Below are 16992 nucleotides of genomic sequence, written 5' to 3'. Positions count from 1 at the left end.
AAGCGAATGGTGCCCGGGGGCGGATTTGAACCACCGACACGCGGATTTTCAATCCGCTGCTCTACCCCTGAGCTACCCGGGCATTCGCTGCGGCGACGGGTTTGCGTTCAATACGCTTTGACCGGCGAGCAAATGAGAGCGGGCCTATGGCGCGGGCGGCGATGTTTGGCAAGAGGGAAATAGCGTCAGGCACAGGTTCTTTTGGGCTTAGCTGTGTTGTTCCCAATCTTCGCGCGCAATCTCTTCTGGGGACGCTGGACGGCTGGGCAGGGCGTAGCCATCGCCAAACCACTTAGCGAGGTCGAGATCTTTGCAGCGCTGAGAGCAAAACGGAGTGAAGTCTTCAGCGCGGGTATTCTTACAAATGGGGCAAGCTTTGGTTTTGGTCATTTAGTTTTCCGCACACCATCCGGTGTGCGATATCCTCGCAGTTTGCGGGCAAGCCCGCACTGCTGCGGACGCCCGGTCGGGCTTGCGGCCACACGGTGGCCGATTGATGCCAGTGTTAAGCGCTTATGATTTGGGCGTGCGGGGCTTCAAGTGCAAGCTTGGGATCGGTCTCAATCCGCACTTCTTTGCCTGTGCGCCTTGCGAGTTCCACCAACCATTCTTCCTTGAGCTTTGATTTGAGCGCCGGGTGGACGGTAAGCAGCAATATAACGCCCGATCCCTCAGCGTTTTCCGCCCCGCGCAAGGCCATCCGAGCACATGCCCCGACCCGCGAGGTCGAGAATCGGTGGAGCAGCGATGGCCCTTCGAGCCGCGCAACGATCTGCACAAAGCCAAAGCCATTCATCGCCGTGCGCTCATGCGGCCAATCGTCGAGTGCTTCTTCCAAGGCCGCATCCACTGCCTTACGGCCCGCTTTGTCCTGAATGGTCGGGAAATCGATCCCGATATTCCCTGCCAGATCGAACCAGCGCAGCGCCTGCGCGATGGCAGGAACAGCGGCCAATGACAGCTCCAGAGGGCTGCCTTCACCGTCAATATCGATCAGGGTCATAGCAGGCGTAACACTTATGATCAGCGAGCCGCCGGCGAAATCGATTTGGCCAGAACTGGCCGTATCCCAGATCTCGTCCCAAAGGCCTGAGGGGAAACAGCGCACATGCTTGCCCGTCGCAAACACGGAAGGTGGCGGGATATGCGGATTGTCATCGGCGAAATATCGCGCCTGAGCCCGTTTCAGACGGCCCCGTTCCGCCATCGCCTCGCGGGTTATGATCAAGCGGACCTCGCTGCCCTCGCTTACATCGCGCGGAAGGCCGTCTGCGTTGATTTCAACCCCGCGCGGGCTGACGCACAAGGCGCGCGATGATCCGGCCTTGCGAGAGACAATTTTGGCCAACAAAATCGTTCGCGCGCAATCTTTGCTCAGCCAAAACAGCTTAGCCGCTAGAATTTGATCGTTCTCGACCAAGAGCGCGCGGGTCTCGCCAATACCTTCTTCGACAAGCCACTCAGCCAATGGCAAACCCTGCCGATTTCAGCAGCGCCCGTGCATCATAAAGCGGCAGGCCCATCACGCTGGAATGGCTGCCCTTGATCCATTGGATCAGCCCTTCGGCTGCGCCTTGGATCGCGTATCCGCCTGCTTTGCCGCGCCATTCGCCGCTCGGCCAGATAGCTTGCGATTTCCTCTTCAGACAGGACTTTGAAACGCACAACATTCTCGCTTAACCGCGTGCGGATGTTGCCATCGGGCGAGCGCAGGGCAATCGCGGAAAGGACGACATGCCGCCGCCCGCTCATCAGCTTGAGGCAAGTGCGCGCTTCGTCTTCAGTTTCGGTCTTGGGCAGGATGCGGCGACCAACGGCCACCACGGTGTCGCCAGCGAGAATGTGGGCATCATCATGGGCGCTGACCGCCTGTGCCTTTTCAAGGGCCATGCGTGCAGCATACTCGCGCGGAAGCTCGCCTTTATGCGGTGTTTCATCGATGTCAGCCGGGGCCACATCATCGGGCGCAATACCGAGACGCGCGAGCAGATCGCGCCTGCGCGGACTGGCCGAAGCTAAAATGAGTTTGGGCGCGCTCATGCGAGGGACCCGCTAGGCGTTATGCTGGGCCGGGGCCTTGGCCGGGGCCGCCGCGTCCTGGCATAAAGCGATAGGTGATGCGGGCCTTGGTGAGGTCATACGGCGTCAGCTCGCACAACACTTCATCGCCCACCAGCACGCGGATACGGTTCTTACGCATTTTGCCAGCTGTGTGGCCCAACACTTCGTGACCGTTTTCAAGCTCGACCCGGAACATCGCATTGGGAAGCAGTTCGACGACCTTCCCGCGCATTTCGAGGAGTTCTTCTTTGGCCATGTATATCCTTATGCAAACAGCTTTTCTGAGTAAAATCACTCGTTCAGGCGCGCGCTTTAACCCCGCCGAGAACAAAATGGAAGTCTCGTGCGTTAGGGGCGGCAAGAGGATGCGCGCTGTGTGCGTCTTTTACGCGACACATTGTGATGCAAATCGATACAATTCAGGTGCTTGTTCAATAGCACCTTATGCCTGAAGAGGTCCTTGTGAAATTCTCCCAATTCCTTTCGTCCGGGGCTAGTCTTGCCGGACTGGCCAGTTTGGCGGCCTCTCCCGCATTGGCTCAGCAGCAGCGCGATGTTCCTGAGCGCGAACAGTCCGATATTGAGCTTGGCACGACCAGTGGCACGCCCGCTGGTAGTGAAATCCTGGTCCAAGGGCGGCGGCTGCGCGGTCAATTGGATGTCGAACAAGCCCCGCTGTTGGAACTGAACACGGAGGACATCGCTGGCGAAGGCGTGACCTCAATCGCCGATCTCGTAACGCAGGTTAGCAATCAGACTGGTTCTGCGCGCGGGCGCGGCGGGGGCGGGCGTCCGATCATCCTGGTGAATGGGATCCGTATCGGCAGCTTCCGCGAGCTGCGATCCTATCCGCCAGAGGCGCTGGAAAAGGTCGAGGTATTCCCAGAGGAAGTGGCGCAGCGATTTGGCTTTTCGCCAGATCGCCGGGTCATCAATCTGATCCTGAAAGAGAACTACTCTAGCCGCGAGATTGAGCTGGAATTTGAAGGGCCCTCTAGCGGCGGATATATCGCTCTGGAGCAAGAGTTTGGCTATCTGAAGATAGCCGATGGCGGCCGGTTCAATGCCAATTTTGAAGCGCGCGATCTGTCGCTACTTACAGAAAGTGAGCGCGATATTATCCAAACGCCGGGCTCTATCTCAGAGCTGGCGAGCGATCCTGATCAGGCCGAATTTCGTTCCCTGATTGCGGACAGCCTGCAACTGGAGGGCAGCCTCAGCTGGGCCAAGGCCATCGTGGGTAGTGGCACGTCGCTCAGCGCCAATATCAACTACACCCGCAATCAGAACCGCAGCCTGTCTGGTCTCAATATCGTAGATCTGGATGATGGGGCCGGGGGCACTTTGCTGCGAACCCTTGGTGAAGATGATCCGCTGGAACAGCGAAACTCGACTGATACCTATTCGGCCTCTGGCTCTTTGACCCGCCCGCTTGGCGCATTCCGCCTGACCGCGACATTCGATGGCAGCCGCATTGATAGCGAGACGGAGATCGACCAGCGCTTTGACACACAGGCGCTTCAGGACGCTGCTTTGGCAGGCACGCTGGCGCTCGATGGCGCTTTGCCCACCTCTGCGGAGGCAGGCTTTGAAACGGCGAGATCGCGCAATTGGGCCGCGACATCGAAAGTGACCGCTCGCGGCCCGCTGGCGGATTTGCCCGGCGGCGAAGTGCTCGCGACCTTCGACGCCGGATACAGCTGGAACCGCATTGAAAGCAGCGACACTCGTTCGCCAGTGGATAGCCGCCTGACGCGCGGCGATCTGGAGGGCGGACTCAATCTCGTCATCCCACTTACCAGCACCCGAACAGGCTTCGCTGATAATCTCGGAAGCTTTACCCTCAATGCTCAAATTGGTGCGGATTACCTGTCAGACTTCGGCACTTTGACCGATTGGACCGCGGGCATCACGTGGGCACCGACCAGCAGGCTCGACCTCACAGCCACCTATATTGAGCGCGAGGTTGCCCCGTCGTTGGGCAATCTGGGCAATCCTGAGATAATCACGCTCAACACGCCCGTATTCGACTTTGTGAACGGTGAGACCGTGCTGGCGAGTGTTACCACGGGTGGCAATCCCGATCTGCTGGCTGAGACGCAGCGCGACTGGCGCTTTGCGGCCAATTGGTCGCTACCATTCTGGCGCGGCACACGGCTGGGCGTGGAATACATCCGCAATCGCTCCGATGATGTGACAAGCAATTTTCCAGTGCTGACCGAGGAGATTGAGAACGCATTTGCTGACCGCGTCACGCGAGATGCAGGCGGCACTCTGGTGGCGCTGGATCGCCGCGCGGTAACCTTTGCTGAGACCCGTGCAGAGCGGCTGCAATTCTCGTTATCGACTCGAGGCAGTTGGGGCGGTGCCCGTCCGGGCGCTGGTCGAGGCGGTCGCGGCGGACCTCCAGGAGCGGGTGTGCCTCCAGGTGGCGGAAGGCCCGATGGTGCAGGACGCAGAGGCGCGCGCGCAGGCGGCCCACCGACTGCTGAACAGCGCGAGCAATTCATGGCGTTCCGAACTCGGATCTGCGCCGATGACGGCTTGGATGTGCTGACCCGCCTGGTCGCGGCGGTGGAGGCTGGCGAGGATACTTCGGGCATTTTACCCAGCTTCAATCCAGAGCGTTTTGGCCGGATGCTGTCCCGCGCTCGCGATGAAAATGGTGAGATTACGCCAGAGCGGATTGCTCAGTTCCGCACGCGCTTTTGCAGCATGGACCCGGCGATGATGCGTGGGCGCGGTGGCGGCGGCGAACAAGCAGGCGCGGGGCAGGGCGGCCGTCCATCAGGCGCGGGCCGACCTCCCGGCAATCCGCTCGCCAGCGGCTTTGGTCGTGATGGGCGCGGGCGCTATTTTGTGAACCTCACCCACACGCTTGAGCTGGCGAACGAGATCTTGATCGCGCCGGGGTTGGAGCCGCTCGATCTGCTAGATGGCGATGCCACCGGCTCCTTTGGCCAGGCGCGCAATGCGACCCGGCTGGAGGCGGGTATTTTTCGCAATGGTATGGGGATGCGCATTTCAGGCCGCTACGCCTAGCAGCGCGCGGATTGATGGCTCGGCTCTGCTCGGATCACCAGACCTGTTCTTCGATGATCTTGCGACCGTCGATTTGCGGGTGTTCGGCGATCTTGGCCGGATGCTTGGCAAGGATAAGGGCTTTCTTAAAGGCTTCCGCATCGCCCTGCGCGCAGACAATATCTTTGACGCGCGCCGCAGGGTCACCGACGGCAACGGCAATACACCGATTAATTTCCAGCCGCAGCTAATCGACCCCACAGGCAGGTTCCTGGGGATCGACCTTAGGAAAGTGTTCTAAACGTCGAGCTTGGGAAACATCCAGCGACGCATCGCGCTCGGTTTGAAGGGCTTCCAAGTGCCCTCTTTCTGAGCCAGCCGGTCAGCTATGGCTATTATCACCGATGGGTTCACGCCCAGCCCTAGATGGCTGGCGTAGACCTCGATATTTTCGCTCGGGTATTCGCCCTTCTGCTGCACAGAGCCGCGCCAGTGGACCACACCGTCGGTCTTGGTCAGGATTGAAGTCGTCGGCACAGGCGGGGCAACGTCCAACCCCTGGAACTGGCCGTCCCGTAATTGCTCGGGCTCATCTCCGTTGAAGAACTTGAACAGGCGCGCCGCGCTGGTGTGGCCTCGATCATCAGAGATCGGGCTGCCCAGGCTGATCACTAGTCGCACCTTTTCCGGATGCAGCTTCGCAAGCTCGCGCGCGAGCACACCGCCAAGGCTCCAGCCGATCAGGGAAACCTTGCGACCGGTGTTTTCGTACAGCTCATTCAACTGCGCCTCGATTACTTGCAGCAGCTCTTCATTGACGCGGACATTGCGGCCCGCATCCCAGCCATGCGCATCATAACCCAAATCCCTCAGCAGGCGGCGCATCGGCACGGTTGAGCTGTTGGTCGCCATGAATCCCGGCAGGACCATGACAGCATGACCATCGCCTTTGGGTAACTGTGACAGCATCGGACGCGAGGCGTAAAACGCGCCAAGTTCAAAGAAGGCGCGGCCTTCGGTCAGCGTCCAGAAGCGGTGTGGGGGCTTCGCCTTCGTTTCCTCAAGAAATCGATCAGCTTCCATGGCTGAATTTGGTGCGATGCTCGCCATTATGTTTTCTTCCCAACCCGTTTTTGTGGTGTTTTGCGTTTTGTTTTTGTTGCCGTTTTCTTGGCTAAGCGCTCGTTTCGTCGCTTTCTTCTTTGGTGCCGGTTTGCTGGCCGCAGATGCCGCCGCCAGCAGTTCGTCATAGCTGTCTTGCAGGCACTGTGAGTAAAACTCTGGGTCCGGCATGATATCGCGGCATGCGGTGAAGCTGATATAGGCTTCATCGACATAGCTTTGCACGACATGGGCCAGGCCCAATCCGTCTGTCAGGCAAATGAGAGAGAGGGCCATGCTCTCCATCCGCGCGCCTGATGAGTAGATATGCACCGGCGGCCCGGGCACATTGGTCACCACCGTGTTGAACGGCATGGCGAGCTTATGCGCGATGCTGACCCGGCTGAACAATTGCGCGCCCAGCGCCATGTAAAGCGCCGGATTGACCTTGCTCACCTCGGTCATGGTGCGCGCGCCCAGCGCGTTCGTCATGGCCTTGGAATTGCTGGTCTGGCCATAGACATATTCCAGCCGTTCCTTCGGGTCGGCGATGTGCGTACCCAGCGGGGCAACCATGGCTGCTACCTGATTGCCCATGTCGCCCTTTTCATCTTTGGAGCGGACAGAGATCGGCGCCATCGCCGTCATTGTCGATTTGGGCAGGTCGCCTTTGGATGTGAGATATTTGTGGAGCGCGCCGCCGATCACCGCGATCGCCACATCATTAACCTTGGCATCGGGCACGAGCGCGCGGATCGCCTTAAATTTGTCGAGCGGGAATGCGCAACCTTCAACGACGCGGTGCGGCGATATTGAGCGGTTAAAGCGCGTTCGCGGGGGCACCATGTCGGTGCTGAGTTTGAAATCGCGCGCGATCAGTCCCTTGATCGCGCTGGCTACACCGGGAAGGGACTGCGCGGCGACCTGCGCCTGTTTCAGCGGGTTGAGCAGCGCATTGATATAGGATTTGCCGAGTAGCTCAGCCGGGCCTGGCACCTTTTCCGGTTTCCACGTGTCGGGCTTTTTCGGCGGGCCGACATCGGGCGTCATCGTATGGAGCGCCTCCATCAGATCAATCCCGCTCATCCCGTCAATCGCGGCGTGATGGACCTTCGTCACAAAGGCGAAGCAGCCGGGCGGATAGCCGCGAACATTGTCGAGCCCCTCGACCACGGTGAATTCCCATGGTGGGCGATTGAGGTCGAGCGGACGAGCATGAATCCGCGCCGCCTGAATGCACAGTTGGCGCCAATCGCCGGGCTTGGGTAAGGCGACGTGGCGCACATGATATTCCAGATCGAAATCGGGATCCTCGATCCAATACGGATAATCGAGGTCAAACGGCACGCGCACGAGCCGCTGGCGCATGGTTTTGGAGAGCTGCATCCGGCCTTCGATGAAGCCGAGGATGTCTTTAAAGCGGACGAACCCGCCCGGCGCGGTTGCCGGATTGTAGATCAACACGCTGCCGATGTGCATCGGCGAGTTCGGCGATTCCAGCGCTACGAACGATGAATCCATGCCTTGCAATTGGCGCAAGGTGTTCTCCCGCTTTTACTTGTCCTATCGCTTCGCTGCTTGAGGACAGCCAACCCAAAACCGGGCGGCTTCGACCCATTTTTAGGCTCTGGGAACAAGCGCTATAGACATTTCCGATGCGAGACAAGCTAACGCGCGCGGTAGGTCTTGCCCCTAGGTAAGGTGGTTTTGTAATATTATAACTCTGCGATTGCTTCGGCAGCCGCCACGCCGCTGGCCCAGGCCCATTGGAAATTATACCCGCCGAGCCAGCCGGTGACGTCCACCGCCTCGCCGATGAAATACAATCCGGGCACGTTTTTCGCCTCCAGCGTCTTGGAGGACAGTTCACCCGTTGCCACGCCGCCAATCGTTACCTCCGCCTTGGCAAAGCCTTCGGTGCCATTGGGGGTAAAGCGCCAATCGGCGAGTTTGCGCTGAGCCTCTTGCAGTGCCTTGTCGGGTACATTGCCAAATTCACGCTCAATCTTAAGCCGTTCAGCCAAAGCATCGGCAAGGCGGGCGGGTAAGTGCTCGCGTAGGGCGCTACGGATGGTGGCGCGCGGGTTCTTGGCCTTCAGATCGATCAGCCAATTCTCCGCTGTCTCTGGCAGGAATTCGATTCCGATTTCTTCGCCATGCTTCCAATAGGATGAGATTTGCAGGATCGCCGGGCCGGACAGGCCGCGGTGGGTGAACAGTGCGGCTTCTTCGAATTCAACCTTCGACTTCTTGACGCCAGTGCGCGCGGTCACTGGCGCTGAAACACCCGACAATTCGCGGAACAACACGTCTTCGCCGCCGAGTGTCAGCGGGACGAGGGCAGGGCGCGGCTCCACCACTTTTAAGCCAAATTGCCGCGCCAGATCATATGCGTAATCCGTCGCCCCCATTTTCGGGATCGATGGCCCGCCGGTCGCGACAACCAGCGACTTTGCGCGCATCGCCTGACCGTTCACCTTGACTGCGAATTCGTAACTCTCTTCGTTTGGCTGGCCGCCCGCGCCCTCCACCCTTCCACCCGGATTAGTGTCCGGTATGCTCCGGGTGGAAGGGTGGAGGGCGCGGGCGGCTCCGGCATCTTCAAAAGACACTCTCACCACATCACTGACATGGGCGTCGCACAGCACATCAACCTGTCCGCCGTGCTTCGCCGCTTTGCCGCATTCATCGAGCAGCATTTCCACGATCTGCTTGGCTGATCCATCGCAGAACAATTGCCCCAAAGTCTTCTCGTGCCAGGCAATGCCATAGCTATTCACTAGATCGATGAAGTCCTGCGGCGAGTAGCGGCTGAGCGCGGATTTCGCGAAATGCGGATTGGCCGAGAGGTAATTCGCCGCTGTCGTGCGTGAATTGGTGAAATTGCAGCGTCCGCCGCCGCTAATCAGGATCTTCTTGCCCGGCGCATTCGCCTTCTCCAGAACGGCCACACGCTTGCCGCGCTTGCCAGCCTCTGCTGCGCACATCAGCCCGGCAGCGCCCGCGCCCAGAACGATCACATCATATTCTTGCATGGCCGCATCGATAGGCGGGTGTGCACGCAATGCCAATCACACATTGCCAAGCACGGCGCACGGTCCCTATCTGATGGGCATGGCCCGGACACCTGCTGGCACCTCTGACAATCCCCATGGGGCGGACCGCTTTAACGAGGAACGGGCGGCCTATACGGTTGCGAGTGCGCAGCCGAATCTGGAGGCTGGCGTCACGGCGATCCGCGAGACGGTGAAGACGCTCAAGCCGGTGCCCGGCGTATACCGTATGCTCGATACGCGTGGTGACGTGCTGTATGTTGGCAAGGCGCGCAGCCTAAAGGCGCGGGTCGCGAACTACACGCAGGTCAATGGCCTCTCCGGCCGCCTGCAACGCATGGTCAGCCAATGCCGCGCGATGGAGATTATCACCACCAATTCCGAGGCTGAGGCGCTGCTGCTCGAGGCGCAGCTAATCAAACGGTTTCGCCCGCCGTTCAACGTGCTGCTGCGCGATGATAAGAGCTTTCCCTTTATCCTGCTGCGCAGCGATCATGAGTTTCCGCGCATTCACAAGCATCGCGGCGCGCGCAAGGCGAAGGGCAATTATTACGGGCCGTTCGCCAGCGCGGGCAGTGTGAACACCACGCTCAACGCGCTGCAAAAGCTGTTCCTGCTGCGGTCTTGCACCGACAGCTTCTTCAAGAACCGCGACCGGCCATGCCTGCTGTATCAGATCAAGCGCTGCTCTGCGCCGTGCGTCGGCCGGATCAGCGAGCCCGATTATGACAAGCTCGTCGATCAGGCGAAGAATTTCCTTGCGGGCAAATCTGGGCAGGTTCAGCAAGACCTGGAAAGGCAAATGGCGAAGGCCGCCGAAGAGCTCGATTTTGAGACTGCCGCGATCCTGCGCGACCGATTGCGCGCGGCGACCTTCATTCAAGGGTCACAGGCAATCAACGCCAGCGGCGTGGGCGATGCGGATGTCTTCGCGCTGCATGCCAAGGGCGGGCAGGTCGGCATCCAGGCCTTCTTCATTCGCGGCGGACAGAATTGGGGACACCGTGCGTTCTTCCCGACCCATACGAAGGGCGTTGAGGAGGGTCAGATCCTCTCCAACGTTATCCTGCAATTCTATGAGGAAGTGCCGCCGCCGCCGATGATCCTGGTCGACCGGGAACTGCCGGAAAGCGAGCTGATCGAAGCTGCGCTGTCTGAAGTAGCGGACAAGAAGGTCGCACTCTCGGTCCCGCAACGCGGCGACCGGCGCAAGCTGATGGAGCAAGCGAGCCGCAATGCTGTGGAGGCGCTGGAACGGCGGCTGGCCGAGACCGGCACGCGCGCCAAGACCAATCGCGAAATGGCCGAGTTCCTTGAACTGGACGCCCCGCCAAAGCGGGTGGAGATTTACGACAACAGTCATATTCAAGGCGCGAAGGCGGTCGGCGCGATGGTTGTCGCTGGACCAGAAGGCTTTGAAAAGTCGCAATATCGCAAGTTTAACATCAAGTCCGCGCAGACCAATGATGACTATGCGATGATGCGCGAGGTGATGGAGCGACGCTTCACCCGCGCGATGAAGGACGATCCGGATCGTGAGCGCGAAGGCGTGTGGCCTGACCTCGTCCTGCTGGATGGCGGTAAGGGACAGATGTCGAGCGTGCAGGAGGTGCTGGGTGAGCTTGGCATTGAAGACTTGGCCGTGATCGCGATTGCCAAGGGCCCTCATCACGGCCGCGAAGGGCGCGAGGTGTTCCACTTCCCCGACGGGCGCGAGAAGATGCTGCCGACCAATTCGCCGGTGCTGTATCATTTGCAAAACCTGCGCGACGAGGTTCATCGCTATGCCATCGGCGCGCACCGGGCGAAGCGATCCAAGGCGATCACGGCGAGCCCTTTGGACGAAATTCCCGGCATTGGCCCCGCGAGAAAGCGCGCGCTGCTGCTGCATTTCGGCACGGCCAGCAAGGTCCGGGCGGCATCGCTGCAAGACCTCCAACGCGCACCCGGCGTCAGCGATGCCGTGGCGCAGACGATCTATGATTTCTACCACGCTGGGGGTGAGGGTGACGTCACTGGGTGGTTTATGGATTCCCGCCTTCGCACGAATGACGAATGGAGTGCTTCTTTCCCACATTGCCCTTGCCATGTGCACCCAAGCCCCTATCGATCTTGCGTTCATCTTCGCCTGATTATCACGGGTAATCCCAAATGACCGGAGCAATCCATGAGCGAGCTTCCCGCGACCACCGACGAATACACCCAAGGCAAGCGCAACGCCTTCACCCGTTTTCTTGATGGGGTCGAATGGCTCGGCAATCTGCTGCCGCATCCGGTCACTTTGTTTGCGGTTCTGGCGATCGGGATTGTGCTGCTTTCCGGCCTGCTCGGCTGGATGGGTGTTGCCGTGGAGGACCCGCGTCCGCCGGGCGCAAAGGGTGTTGCGGAGGACGGGATGATCCGCGCGGTCAGCCTGATGGACGGCGATGGTATCCGCCGCATCTTTACCGGCCTGGTCGACAATTTCACCGGCTTTGCCCCGCTGGGTGTGGTGTTGGTCGCGATGCTGGGCGTCGGGGTGGCGGAGAAATCGGGCCTGCTGTCCGCCGCCGTGCGCAGCATGGTGTTGAACGCGCCGCCGAAGCTGGTGACGGTCGCCATTGTGTTTGCAGGCATTATTTCCAACACCGCATCCGAGGTCGGTTATGTTGTCCTGATCCCGCTCGCGGGCGCGATATTCTACGCGCTGGGTCGCCATCCGCTGGCCGGTATGGCCGCTGCCTTTGCCGGGGTGTCTGGCGGCTATAGCGCGAACCTGCTGATCGGTACGATCGATCCGCTGTTGGCTGGCATCACGCAAGAGGCCGCCCGCCTGATTGCCCCTGATTACACCGTGGTGGCCACGGCCAATTGGTACTTCATGATGGCCTCAACCTTCCTCATCACGCTGATCGGTTCGCTGGTCACGATCTACATCGTGGAGCCAAAGCTCGGCAAATATGATTCCTCAGCAGCCGATCCGACGATCCTGGATGATCGGATGATGGAACAGGTGAGCGATGATGAGCGCAAGGGCCTGCGCTGGGCTGGCCTGGCGCTGCTCGGTGTGCTTGGGCTGATGGCGTTGACGCTGCTGCCGGATTGGGGCGTGCTGCGCAATCCCGACAATGGTGACCGGATCGACAGCCCATTTTTCGATGGCTTCGTTGTGTGGATCCTGATCTTCTTCGTCGCTCTCGGCTATGCTTATGGCCGCGCGGTTGGGACGGTGAAGACCGACCGTGATATTATCGACGCGATGGCCGCGGCGCTTGCCTCACTCGGCCTGTACATCGTGCTGGTGTTCTTTGCGGCGCAGTTTGTCGCCTTCTTTGGTTGGACGAATCTGGGCGCGATCACAGCCGTGACCGGCGCGAACTTCCTGGTTGAGACCGGGATGACCGGGCCGAGCATCTTCTTCATGTTCATCCTGCTGTGCGCGCTGATCAATCTGTCGCTCGGCTCTGCCTCGGCGCAATGGGCCGTAACCGCGCCGATTTTTGTGCCGATGCTGATGCTAATCGGCTATTCGCCCGAGGCGATCCAGGCGGCCTATCGGATCGGTGACAGCACCACCAATATCATCACTCCGATGATGAGCTATTTCGGGCTGATCCTGGCCTGGGCAACGCGGTATAAAAGTGATCTGGGTGTGGGTACGATGATCGCGATGATGCTGCCCTATTCGATCTTCTTCATCGCGTTCTGGTCGGTGTTTTTCTACCTCTGGACCTTCGTGTTCGGACTGCCAGTGGGGCCGGGTTCGCCCACCTTCTACACCCCATAAAAAAACGGGGCAGGCCCCAAAGCCCGCCCCGCATTTTCAATCGGAGAGAGTGTGGCCTGGGTTAGAGGCCTTCGACGCTCTTGCTGACCAAGACGTTCACCGCAACACGGCGGTTTTGCGCCTTACCCTGAGGGGTTGAGTTGTCAGCTGCAGGATCGGCTTCTGCCATTCCGGTTGGGGTCAGCATGCGATAGGGCTTCCAACCGCATTGTTGTTGCAGATAGTTTACAACGCGGCTGGCGCGCTTCTCGCTCAGCTCTTGGTTGATCTCATAGCTGCCGGTTGAGTCGGTGTAGCCGACAACCAGAAGCAGAGCGTTTTCGGTTGCATTGGCTTGCTCAGCCGCGCTGCACAGCTCGGCACGGGCCTGGCTGGAAAGGTTGTACCGGCCAGTGTCGAAATAGACATTGGTGGTGCCTTTGATGTTGTATTGATCGATGTCACCAAACCGGCCGCGCAGCGCCTCAGTTGCGGCGGCGTTCTTCGTAATCGCCGCGCCTTGCTCTCCGAACTGCTGTTCGGTGCCGTTGCGGATCATCGATGCGGTGCGCAGGTCCTTATTCTTCAGGTTAACCCGGGTGGCGACAAGTCCGCCAGCCCATTCAACCGTCTTAACCGATACTGGCAGGCCGTTTAGCAATTGCTCAGAACCCAGCTTGTCACGGTTTAGGCCGAGGAAGCCGCCTTTGGCGCGGATCTCGGTGCCATCGCTCAGCTTGATCGCTGTGCGTGAACCATCAACCGCCGTGACTTGAAACTCGCCATCGCGGCGGGCCGAAATAAAGCCATCAATTTCTGGACCTTCAGCCATGCCGGACAGGTCCGCAGGCGGTGAGCCAGTAACCGTGGTCAGCACTTCGCCCTGCTGGGCAGGAACAGGCATAGGCTCCTGGCCGATTGCGCCGCTTGCCATGGGCAGGGCGATCACAGCCGACAGGAAAAGAGCGGTATGCTTCTTTGAAATGGCACTCATTAAATTACTCCTCAAAACTACAACAGCCAACCGTTCGTCGTCTCGGCATTTGCTAGACCGCCCCCTGTGATGGCGTGTCTGGCCGCTGAAGCCCCCTCGAAAATTCTTGCACAACATGTGCGTTCGGATGCCGTGTTTGGGCGGCATGTGGGGTCTGAGTGTCAGTCAAACCTTTCTGTCAGATGAACAGATCGGTCAGTTTCGTTAGTTGTACGGGTCGTTTGACCGCTTGCTGCGACGAACCGTTGCGACGAACCGTTGTGGGATCAGCGATTGGAATGGCTTTAGTAAGGTTAACCTCGCAAGCGTGCACGCTGAGAGAGAATCGCTCTTGAACGCGTCTGCTTCAGCCAATGCTAGACCCGGCGGAAGTTCCACACGGCGTTGAGCACGAACACCAATAACCCTGCGATGACGGATACCAGAATGCGCGCGACGATATAGTCGATGGGTGTCAGCGCCAGCATAACGGCCATCAACGCCATGGTGGCGGCCAGGCCGATCGCACCGTTGATCAGAAACAGGGCGTATCCGCTGGCCATTGCGCGGTCCGTCCCGCGGAAAATCCAGCTCCGGCCCAAGATATAATGCAAAGTGTTGGCGACGGCGAAGCCGATGCCAGAGGCGATCACCTCTCCCATCCCGGCGCGCTCAACGAGCAGCCACAGCACACCCAATCCGATCAGGAACGCTCCGATGCTGACCACTGTGTTGCGCGCCAGCATCCAACCGACCCGGACCTTAAGCAGGCGCGTGATCAGGCTACCACGTGTTCGGTCCTCAGCCATATCGCTTGTGGGCTTTGCTGATGCGCTCATGATGAGTGCAATCCGCTAGGTCGCAGAGCACAGCCGGTCGGAATAGCGATCCGGGTCTTGCTCGGCATGATCCGCCCACACATCTTTGCGCGTCACAAACGGATTGAGAAACAGGATTGGCAATTTCAGAAACAGCAGCTCTGAATGAATGAAGCCGTCAACGGTGCGCTCCCACCATTTCGGCTCGCGCTTGGCATTGTCGCGCAACCACCCATCATACGGTGCCCAATGGCTTGGCTCGTCCCGTTCGATCACCTTAAAAATCTTCACTAGAGCTGGGTCAGATTGCACAAAGCGGTTCGTCAGCAGGATTTCGATTTGTTTGTATCCGCGCTTCTCCGTCAGCGAGATAACCCGACACAGCCGCTCAAACAGCTCATCACGCTCAATCACGGCCTGAGTGTCGAGCTTATCAATCGAGGTGCCGAACATGATCTCGATAAAACGATCAATATGGCCAAAGGTCCGGTCGAGGTGGATCGGATGCTTGCCTTGGAGTTCGAACCAGCGCTTGAACATGAGGTAATGCTTGCGCTCATCCGCGCGGTGTTTCTCAATCTTGGCGATCAGTGGGTCGTCCGGCCCACAGCGCGCCCGGACAGCCTCCAGCACGCGGTCGAGTGCGGTGTACCCGCGATGCTCGTTATAGATGTAGATCGATCCCAAAAGATCCAGATAGCGCTTGACGAAACCATTCGATCATGCTGAGCTCCTATTGTATTAGGATACGGCATGGACGGCGATTGACCAAATGTGAGGGTTAGTGGTTCGATAATGTGTCTTCGTGATGAGTGCTCTGATCGTTATTCTCTTCAGGCAATTCGTTATCACGTTCTTCTTCGATCGCCTTACGTATCTTTGGGGCAGGCGGTGTCCATGCTTTGAGGTGGCTCAATACATTTTCATAAAAGCCAATAGCACCCGACTCTAACTCATTGATGAAGGTGGACCGACCACCAAATTTCCTTCCGTCAGTCATTTGGTCGATCAAGACAAATTTGTGAGGCAAGAGAGATCTGTCGGGATGGCTATGAAGCATGTCGTCACTTCTCGCCTCAAATACTGTTGTCTCGATTGGCGAGGCTCGGCCCGGCCACAATGTCCTGACTTTGGAGGTCTGTTCTTTGTCGTCAGGCAATTGCACTAAAAGCCAGTTTAGCCTCGACGCTTGTCGTTTTTTATCCTTCGGAGCCGCAAGCTGAGCGCTGAAGTGGATGGTCCGGGTCGTCAGATCTACCTCTATTGACAATGGGGCTGCTGCATTCGGAATAGCAAAATCAACAGTCAGTCGCCGTTCCTCTACCAGCGATTTGAGATGTTTATCGAAGATCGCCGTCGGATCATTCATTACCTTTTTGGAGACTTTCTCCGCAACCGTTTCACCCGTTTTCCGTGTGAGGTACAGGGCTAGGTCTCTTATCTCTGCTTGCCAGCTTTCAACTACAGCTCTTTCGTCAGCCCCAGACTTACTTAGTGATAATCCACTTCGAACGTTGTCGACCACTGATGTCCATGACGGCGTCATTTGGGTGAAGCGCTTGAGTCCAGCGCTTTGGTGGATCAAGAATCGCTCTAACTCTTCAAGCAAGAAGTTATGATCGGGGTCTTCAACTCGATCATTCCCGCTAAGAACGCTCAGATATGTCAGGATTGAGAACCAAGAATAGTGGTATAAACTAACAGTCCTCAGTAAATGGCCGTTGACTGTAACAGGGCTCTGGTCGCGCGTGGTAGTGAACTGGTTTGAGAGTGTAATTACGGCGTCAATTCCAACCTCTCGCGCGAGACTTAGATATGACTCGATTTGATCTGCTTTAAGATCATCATTGCCAATTTTGGCTTCGACAAGGGCGCTCCAAGTTCGTTTACCTGTTTGTAAAACGATTAGCCCATCTGGGCGAATTTTCGGCTGCTTAGACTTTGGGAACGAAACTTCAGTAAAGGTCGAAACTGTTGCTCTTGTGCCGACAGGGTTTCCAACCGCTCCAAGAATTTCATTTGAGAGCTCCTTTACCTGTGTGAAAACTGACAAGAAGGCTGACAGAGTTCTCCCCTCTTTCGATTTTTCGGACAAAACTGGAAATAGGCGCGATTTTTCGCCGAAAGCATCGAAAAAAGGTAAGTTATGCATGTATTCCCTCCATGTATTACTTTGGGCATACATCAGGAATTGTTTTCTGCAAGCTTCCTTAACTGAGC

At 58.3% G+C, this 16992-nt stretch carries 13 protein-coding genes, 1 tRNA gene and 1 pseudogene; 4 read left to right on the top strand and 11 right to left on the bottom strand.

All coding sequences use genetic code 11. The annotated features are described in order from the left end of the window. Positions 1 to 7 precede the first annotated feature (7 nt). From AC0V6Z_RS15660 to infA, 5 genes and pseudogenes are all read right to left on the bottom strand, one after another. Positions 8 to 82: transfer RNA gene (locus tag AC0V6Z_RS15660), tRNA-Phe, on the bottom strand. A 125-nt stretch (positions 83 to 207) separates the two neighbouring features. Next, positions 208 to 390, bottom strand: a complete 183-nt coding sequence (locus AC0V6Z_RS15655; protein WP_472639320.1) for a DNA gyrase inhibitor YacG — start codon at positions 388 to 390, stop codon at positions 208 to 210. Between the two features lie 115 nt (positions 391 to 505). Further along, positions 506 to 1468, bottom strand: a complete 963-nt coding sequence (locus AC0V6Z_RS15650; RefSeq protein WP_472639319.1) for a ribonuclease E/G — start codon at positions 1466 to 1468, stop codon at positions 506 to 508. Next, a pseudogene (locus AC0V6Z_RS15645) lies at positions 1461 to 2040 on the bottom strand (Maf family protein). The gene AC0V6Z_RS15650 and the pseudogene AC0V6Z_RS15645 overlap by 8 nt, the downstream one beginning before the upstream one ends. A gap of 19 nt (positions 2041 to 2059) precedes the next feature. After that, entirely contained in the window at positions 2060 to 2317 is a 258-nt protein-coding gene (infA, locus tag AC0V6Z_RS15640) for a translation initiation factor IF-1 (protein WP_067600927.1), read from the bottom strand. Positions 2318 to 2523: 206 nt separating this feature from the next. On the opposite strand from infA, the gene AC0V6Z_RS15635 reads away from it, so the two are divergent. Together AC0V6Z_RS15635 and AC0V6Z_RS15630 are read left to right on the top strand one after the other, a co-directional pair. Then, positions 2524 to 5103: a TonB-dependent receptor gene (locus AC0V6Z_RS15635; RefSeq protein WP_472639318.1), complete on the top strand. Its 2580-nt coding sequence runs from the start codon at positions 2524 to 2526 to the stop codon at positions 5101 to 5103. Beyond that, complete coding sequence (locus AC0V6Z_RS15630; protein ID WP_472639317.1) at positions 5066 to 5383, top strand: hypothetical protein; 318 nt, start codon at positions 5066 to 5068, stop codon at positions 5381 to 5383. Before AC0V6Z_RS15635 ends, AC0V6Z_RS15630 begins: the two co-directional genes overlap by 38 nt. On the opposite strand, the gene AC0V6Z_RS15625 is transcribed toward AC0V6Z_RS15630, so the two are convergent. Together AC0V6Z_RS15625 and AC0V6Z_RS15620 are read right to left on the bottom strand one after the other, a co-directional pair. Beyond that, a complete protein-coding gene (locus AC0V6Z_RS15625; protein WP_486176507.1) occupies positions 5380 to 7704 on the bottom strand; it encodes a wax ester/triacylglycerol synthase family O-acyltransferase in 2325 nt (774 codons plus the stop codon). The genes AC0V6Z_RS15630 and AC0V6Z_RS15625 overlap by 4 nt on opposite strands. A gap of 194 nt (positions 7705 to 7898) precedes the next feature. Beyond that, positions 7899 to 9218 (bottom strand): BaiN/RdsA family NAD(P)/FAD-dependent oxidoreductase, encoded by a 1320-nt coding sequence (locus AC0V6Z_RS15620; RefSeq protein ID WP_472639315.1) that lies wholly within the window; start codon positions 9216 to 9218, stop codon positions 7899 to 7901. A 79-nt stretch (positions 9219 to 9297) separates the two neighbouring features. Between AC0V6Z_RS15620 and uvrC the strand changes: the two genes are divergently transcribed. Further along, complete coding sequence (gene uvrC, locus AC0V6Z_RS15615) at positions 9298 to 11391, top strand: excinuclease ABC subunit UvrC (protein ID WP_472640937.1); 2094 nt, start codon at positions 9298 to 9300, stop codon at positions 11389 to 11391. 12 nt (positions 11392 to 11403) lie between these two features. Beyond that, the gene (locus AC0V6Z_RS15610) at positions 11404 to 13002 is read left to right on the top strand and encodes an AbgT family transporter (protein ID WP_472639314.1); all 1599 of its coding nucleotides are present in this window, start codon (positions 11404 to 11406) and stop codon (positions 13000 to 13002) included. A 61-nt stretch (positions 13003 to 13063) separates the two neighbouring features. Here the strand turns inward: AC0V6Z_RS15610 and AC0V6Z_RS15605 are convergent, their stop codons facing one another. The 4 genes from AC0V6Z_RS15605 to AC0V6Z_RS15590 form a co-directional block, all read right to left on the bottom strand. Continuing rightward, a complete protein-coding gene (locus AC0V6Z_RS15605; protein ID WP_472639313.1) occupies positions 13064 to 13975 on the bottom strand; it encodes an OmpA family protein in 912 nt (303 codons plus the stop codon). Positions 13976 to 14331: 356 nt separating this feature from the next. Next, positions 14332 to 14793 (bottom strand): GtrA family protein, encoded by a 462-nt coding sequence (locus AC0V6Z_RS15600; RefSeq protein WP_472639312.1) that lies wholly within the window; start codon positions 14791 to 14793, stop codon positions 14332 to 14334. A 15-nt stretch (positions 14794 to 14808) separates the two neighbouring features. Further along, the gene (locus AC0V6Z_RS15595; RefSeq protein ID WP_472639311.1) at positions 14809 to 15459 is read right to left on the bottom strand and encodes a ferritin-like domain-containing protein; all 651 of its coding nucleotides are present in this window, start codon (positions 15457 to 15459) and stop codon (positions 14809 to 14811) included. Between the two features lie 94 nt (positions 15460 to 15553). Then, positions 15554 to 16924 carry a hypothetical protein gene (locus AC0V6Z_RS15590; protein ID WP_472639310.1) on the bottom strand — a complete coding sequence of 457 codons (1371 nt, stop codon included), beginning with the start codon at positions 16922 to 16924 and terminating at the stop codon, positions 15554 to 15556. Between the last annotated feature and the right edge of the window lie 68 nt (positions 16925 to 16992).

This window comes from Erythrobacter sp. SN6-5 (assembly GCF_057364945.1).
Note: the sequence above shows the minus strand (reverse complement) of the source record. Positions and strands in the feature narration are given on the sequence as shown.

Bases quoted from the DNA above. Each gene is read 5' to 3' on its own strand.
- AC0V6Z_RS15655 (WP_472639320.1), bottom strand. From the start codon at position 390: ATGACCAAAACCAAAGCTTGCCCCATTTGTAAGAATACCCGCGCTGAA.
- infA (WP_067600927.1), bottom strand. From the start codon at position 2,317: ATGGCCAAAGAAGAACTCCTCGAAATGCGCGGGAAGGTCGTCGAACTG.
- AC0V6Z_RS15630 (WP_472639317.1), top strand. From the start codon at position 5,066: ATGGTATGGGGATGCGCATTTCAGGCCGCTACGCCTAGCAGCGCGCGG.
- AC0V6Z_RS15625 (WP_486176507.1), bottom strand. From the start codon at position 7,704: ATGGATTCATCGTTCGTAGCGCTGGAATCGCCGAACTCGCCGATGCAC.
- AC0V6Z_RS15620 (WP_472639315.1), bottom strand. From the start codon at position 9,218: ATGCAAGAATATGATGTGATCGTTCTGGGCGCGGGCGCTGCCGGGCTG.
- uvrC (WP_472640937.1), top strand. From the start codon at position 9,298: ATGGCCCGGACACCTGCTGGCACCTCTGACAATCCCCATGGGGCGGAC.
- AC0V6Z_RS15610 (WP_472639314.1), top strand. From the start codon at position 11,404: ATGAGCGAGCTTCCCGCGACCACCGACGAATACACCCAAGGCAAGCGC.
- AC0V6Z_RS15605 (WP_472639313.1), bottom strand. From the start codon at position 13,975: ATGAGTGCCATTTCAAAGAAGCATACCGCTCTTTTCCTGTCGGCTGTG.
- AC0V6Z_RS15600 (WP_472639312.1), bottom strand. From the start codon at position 14,793: ATGAGCGCATCAGCAAAGCCCACAAGCGATATGGCTGAGGACCGAACA.
- AC0V6Z_RS15590 (WP_472639310.1), bottom strand. From the start codon at position 16,924: ATGCATAACTTACCTTTTTTCGATGCTTTCGGCGAAAAATCGCGCCTA.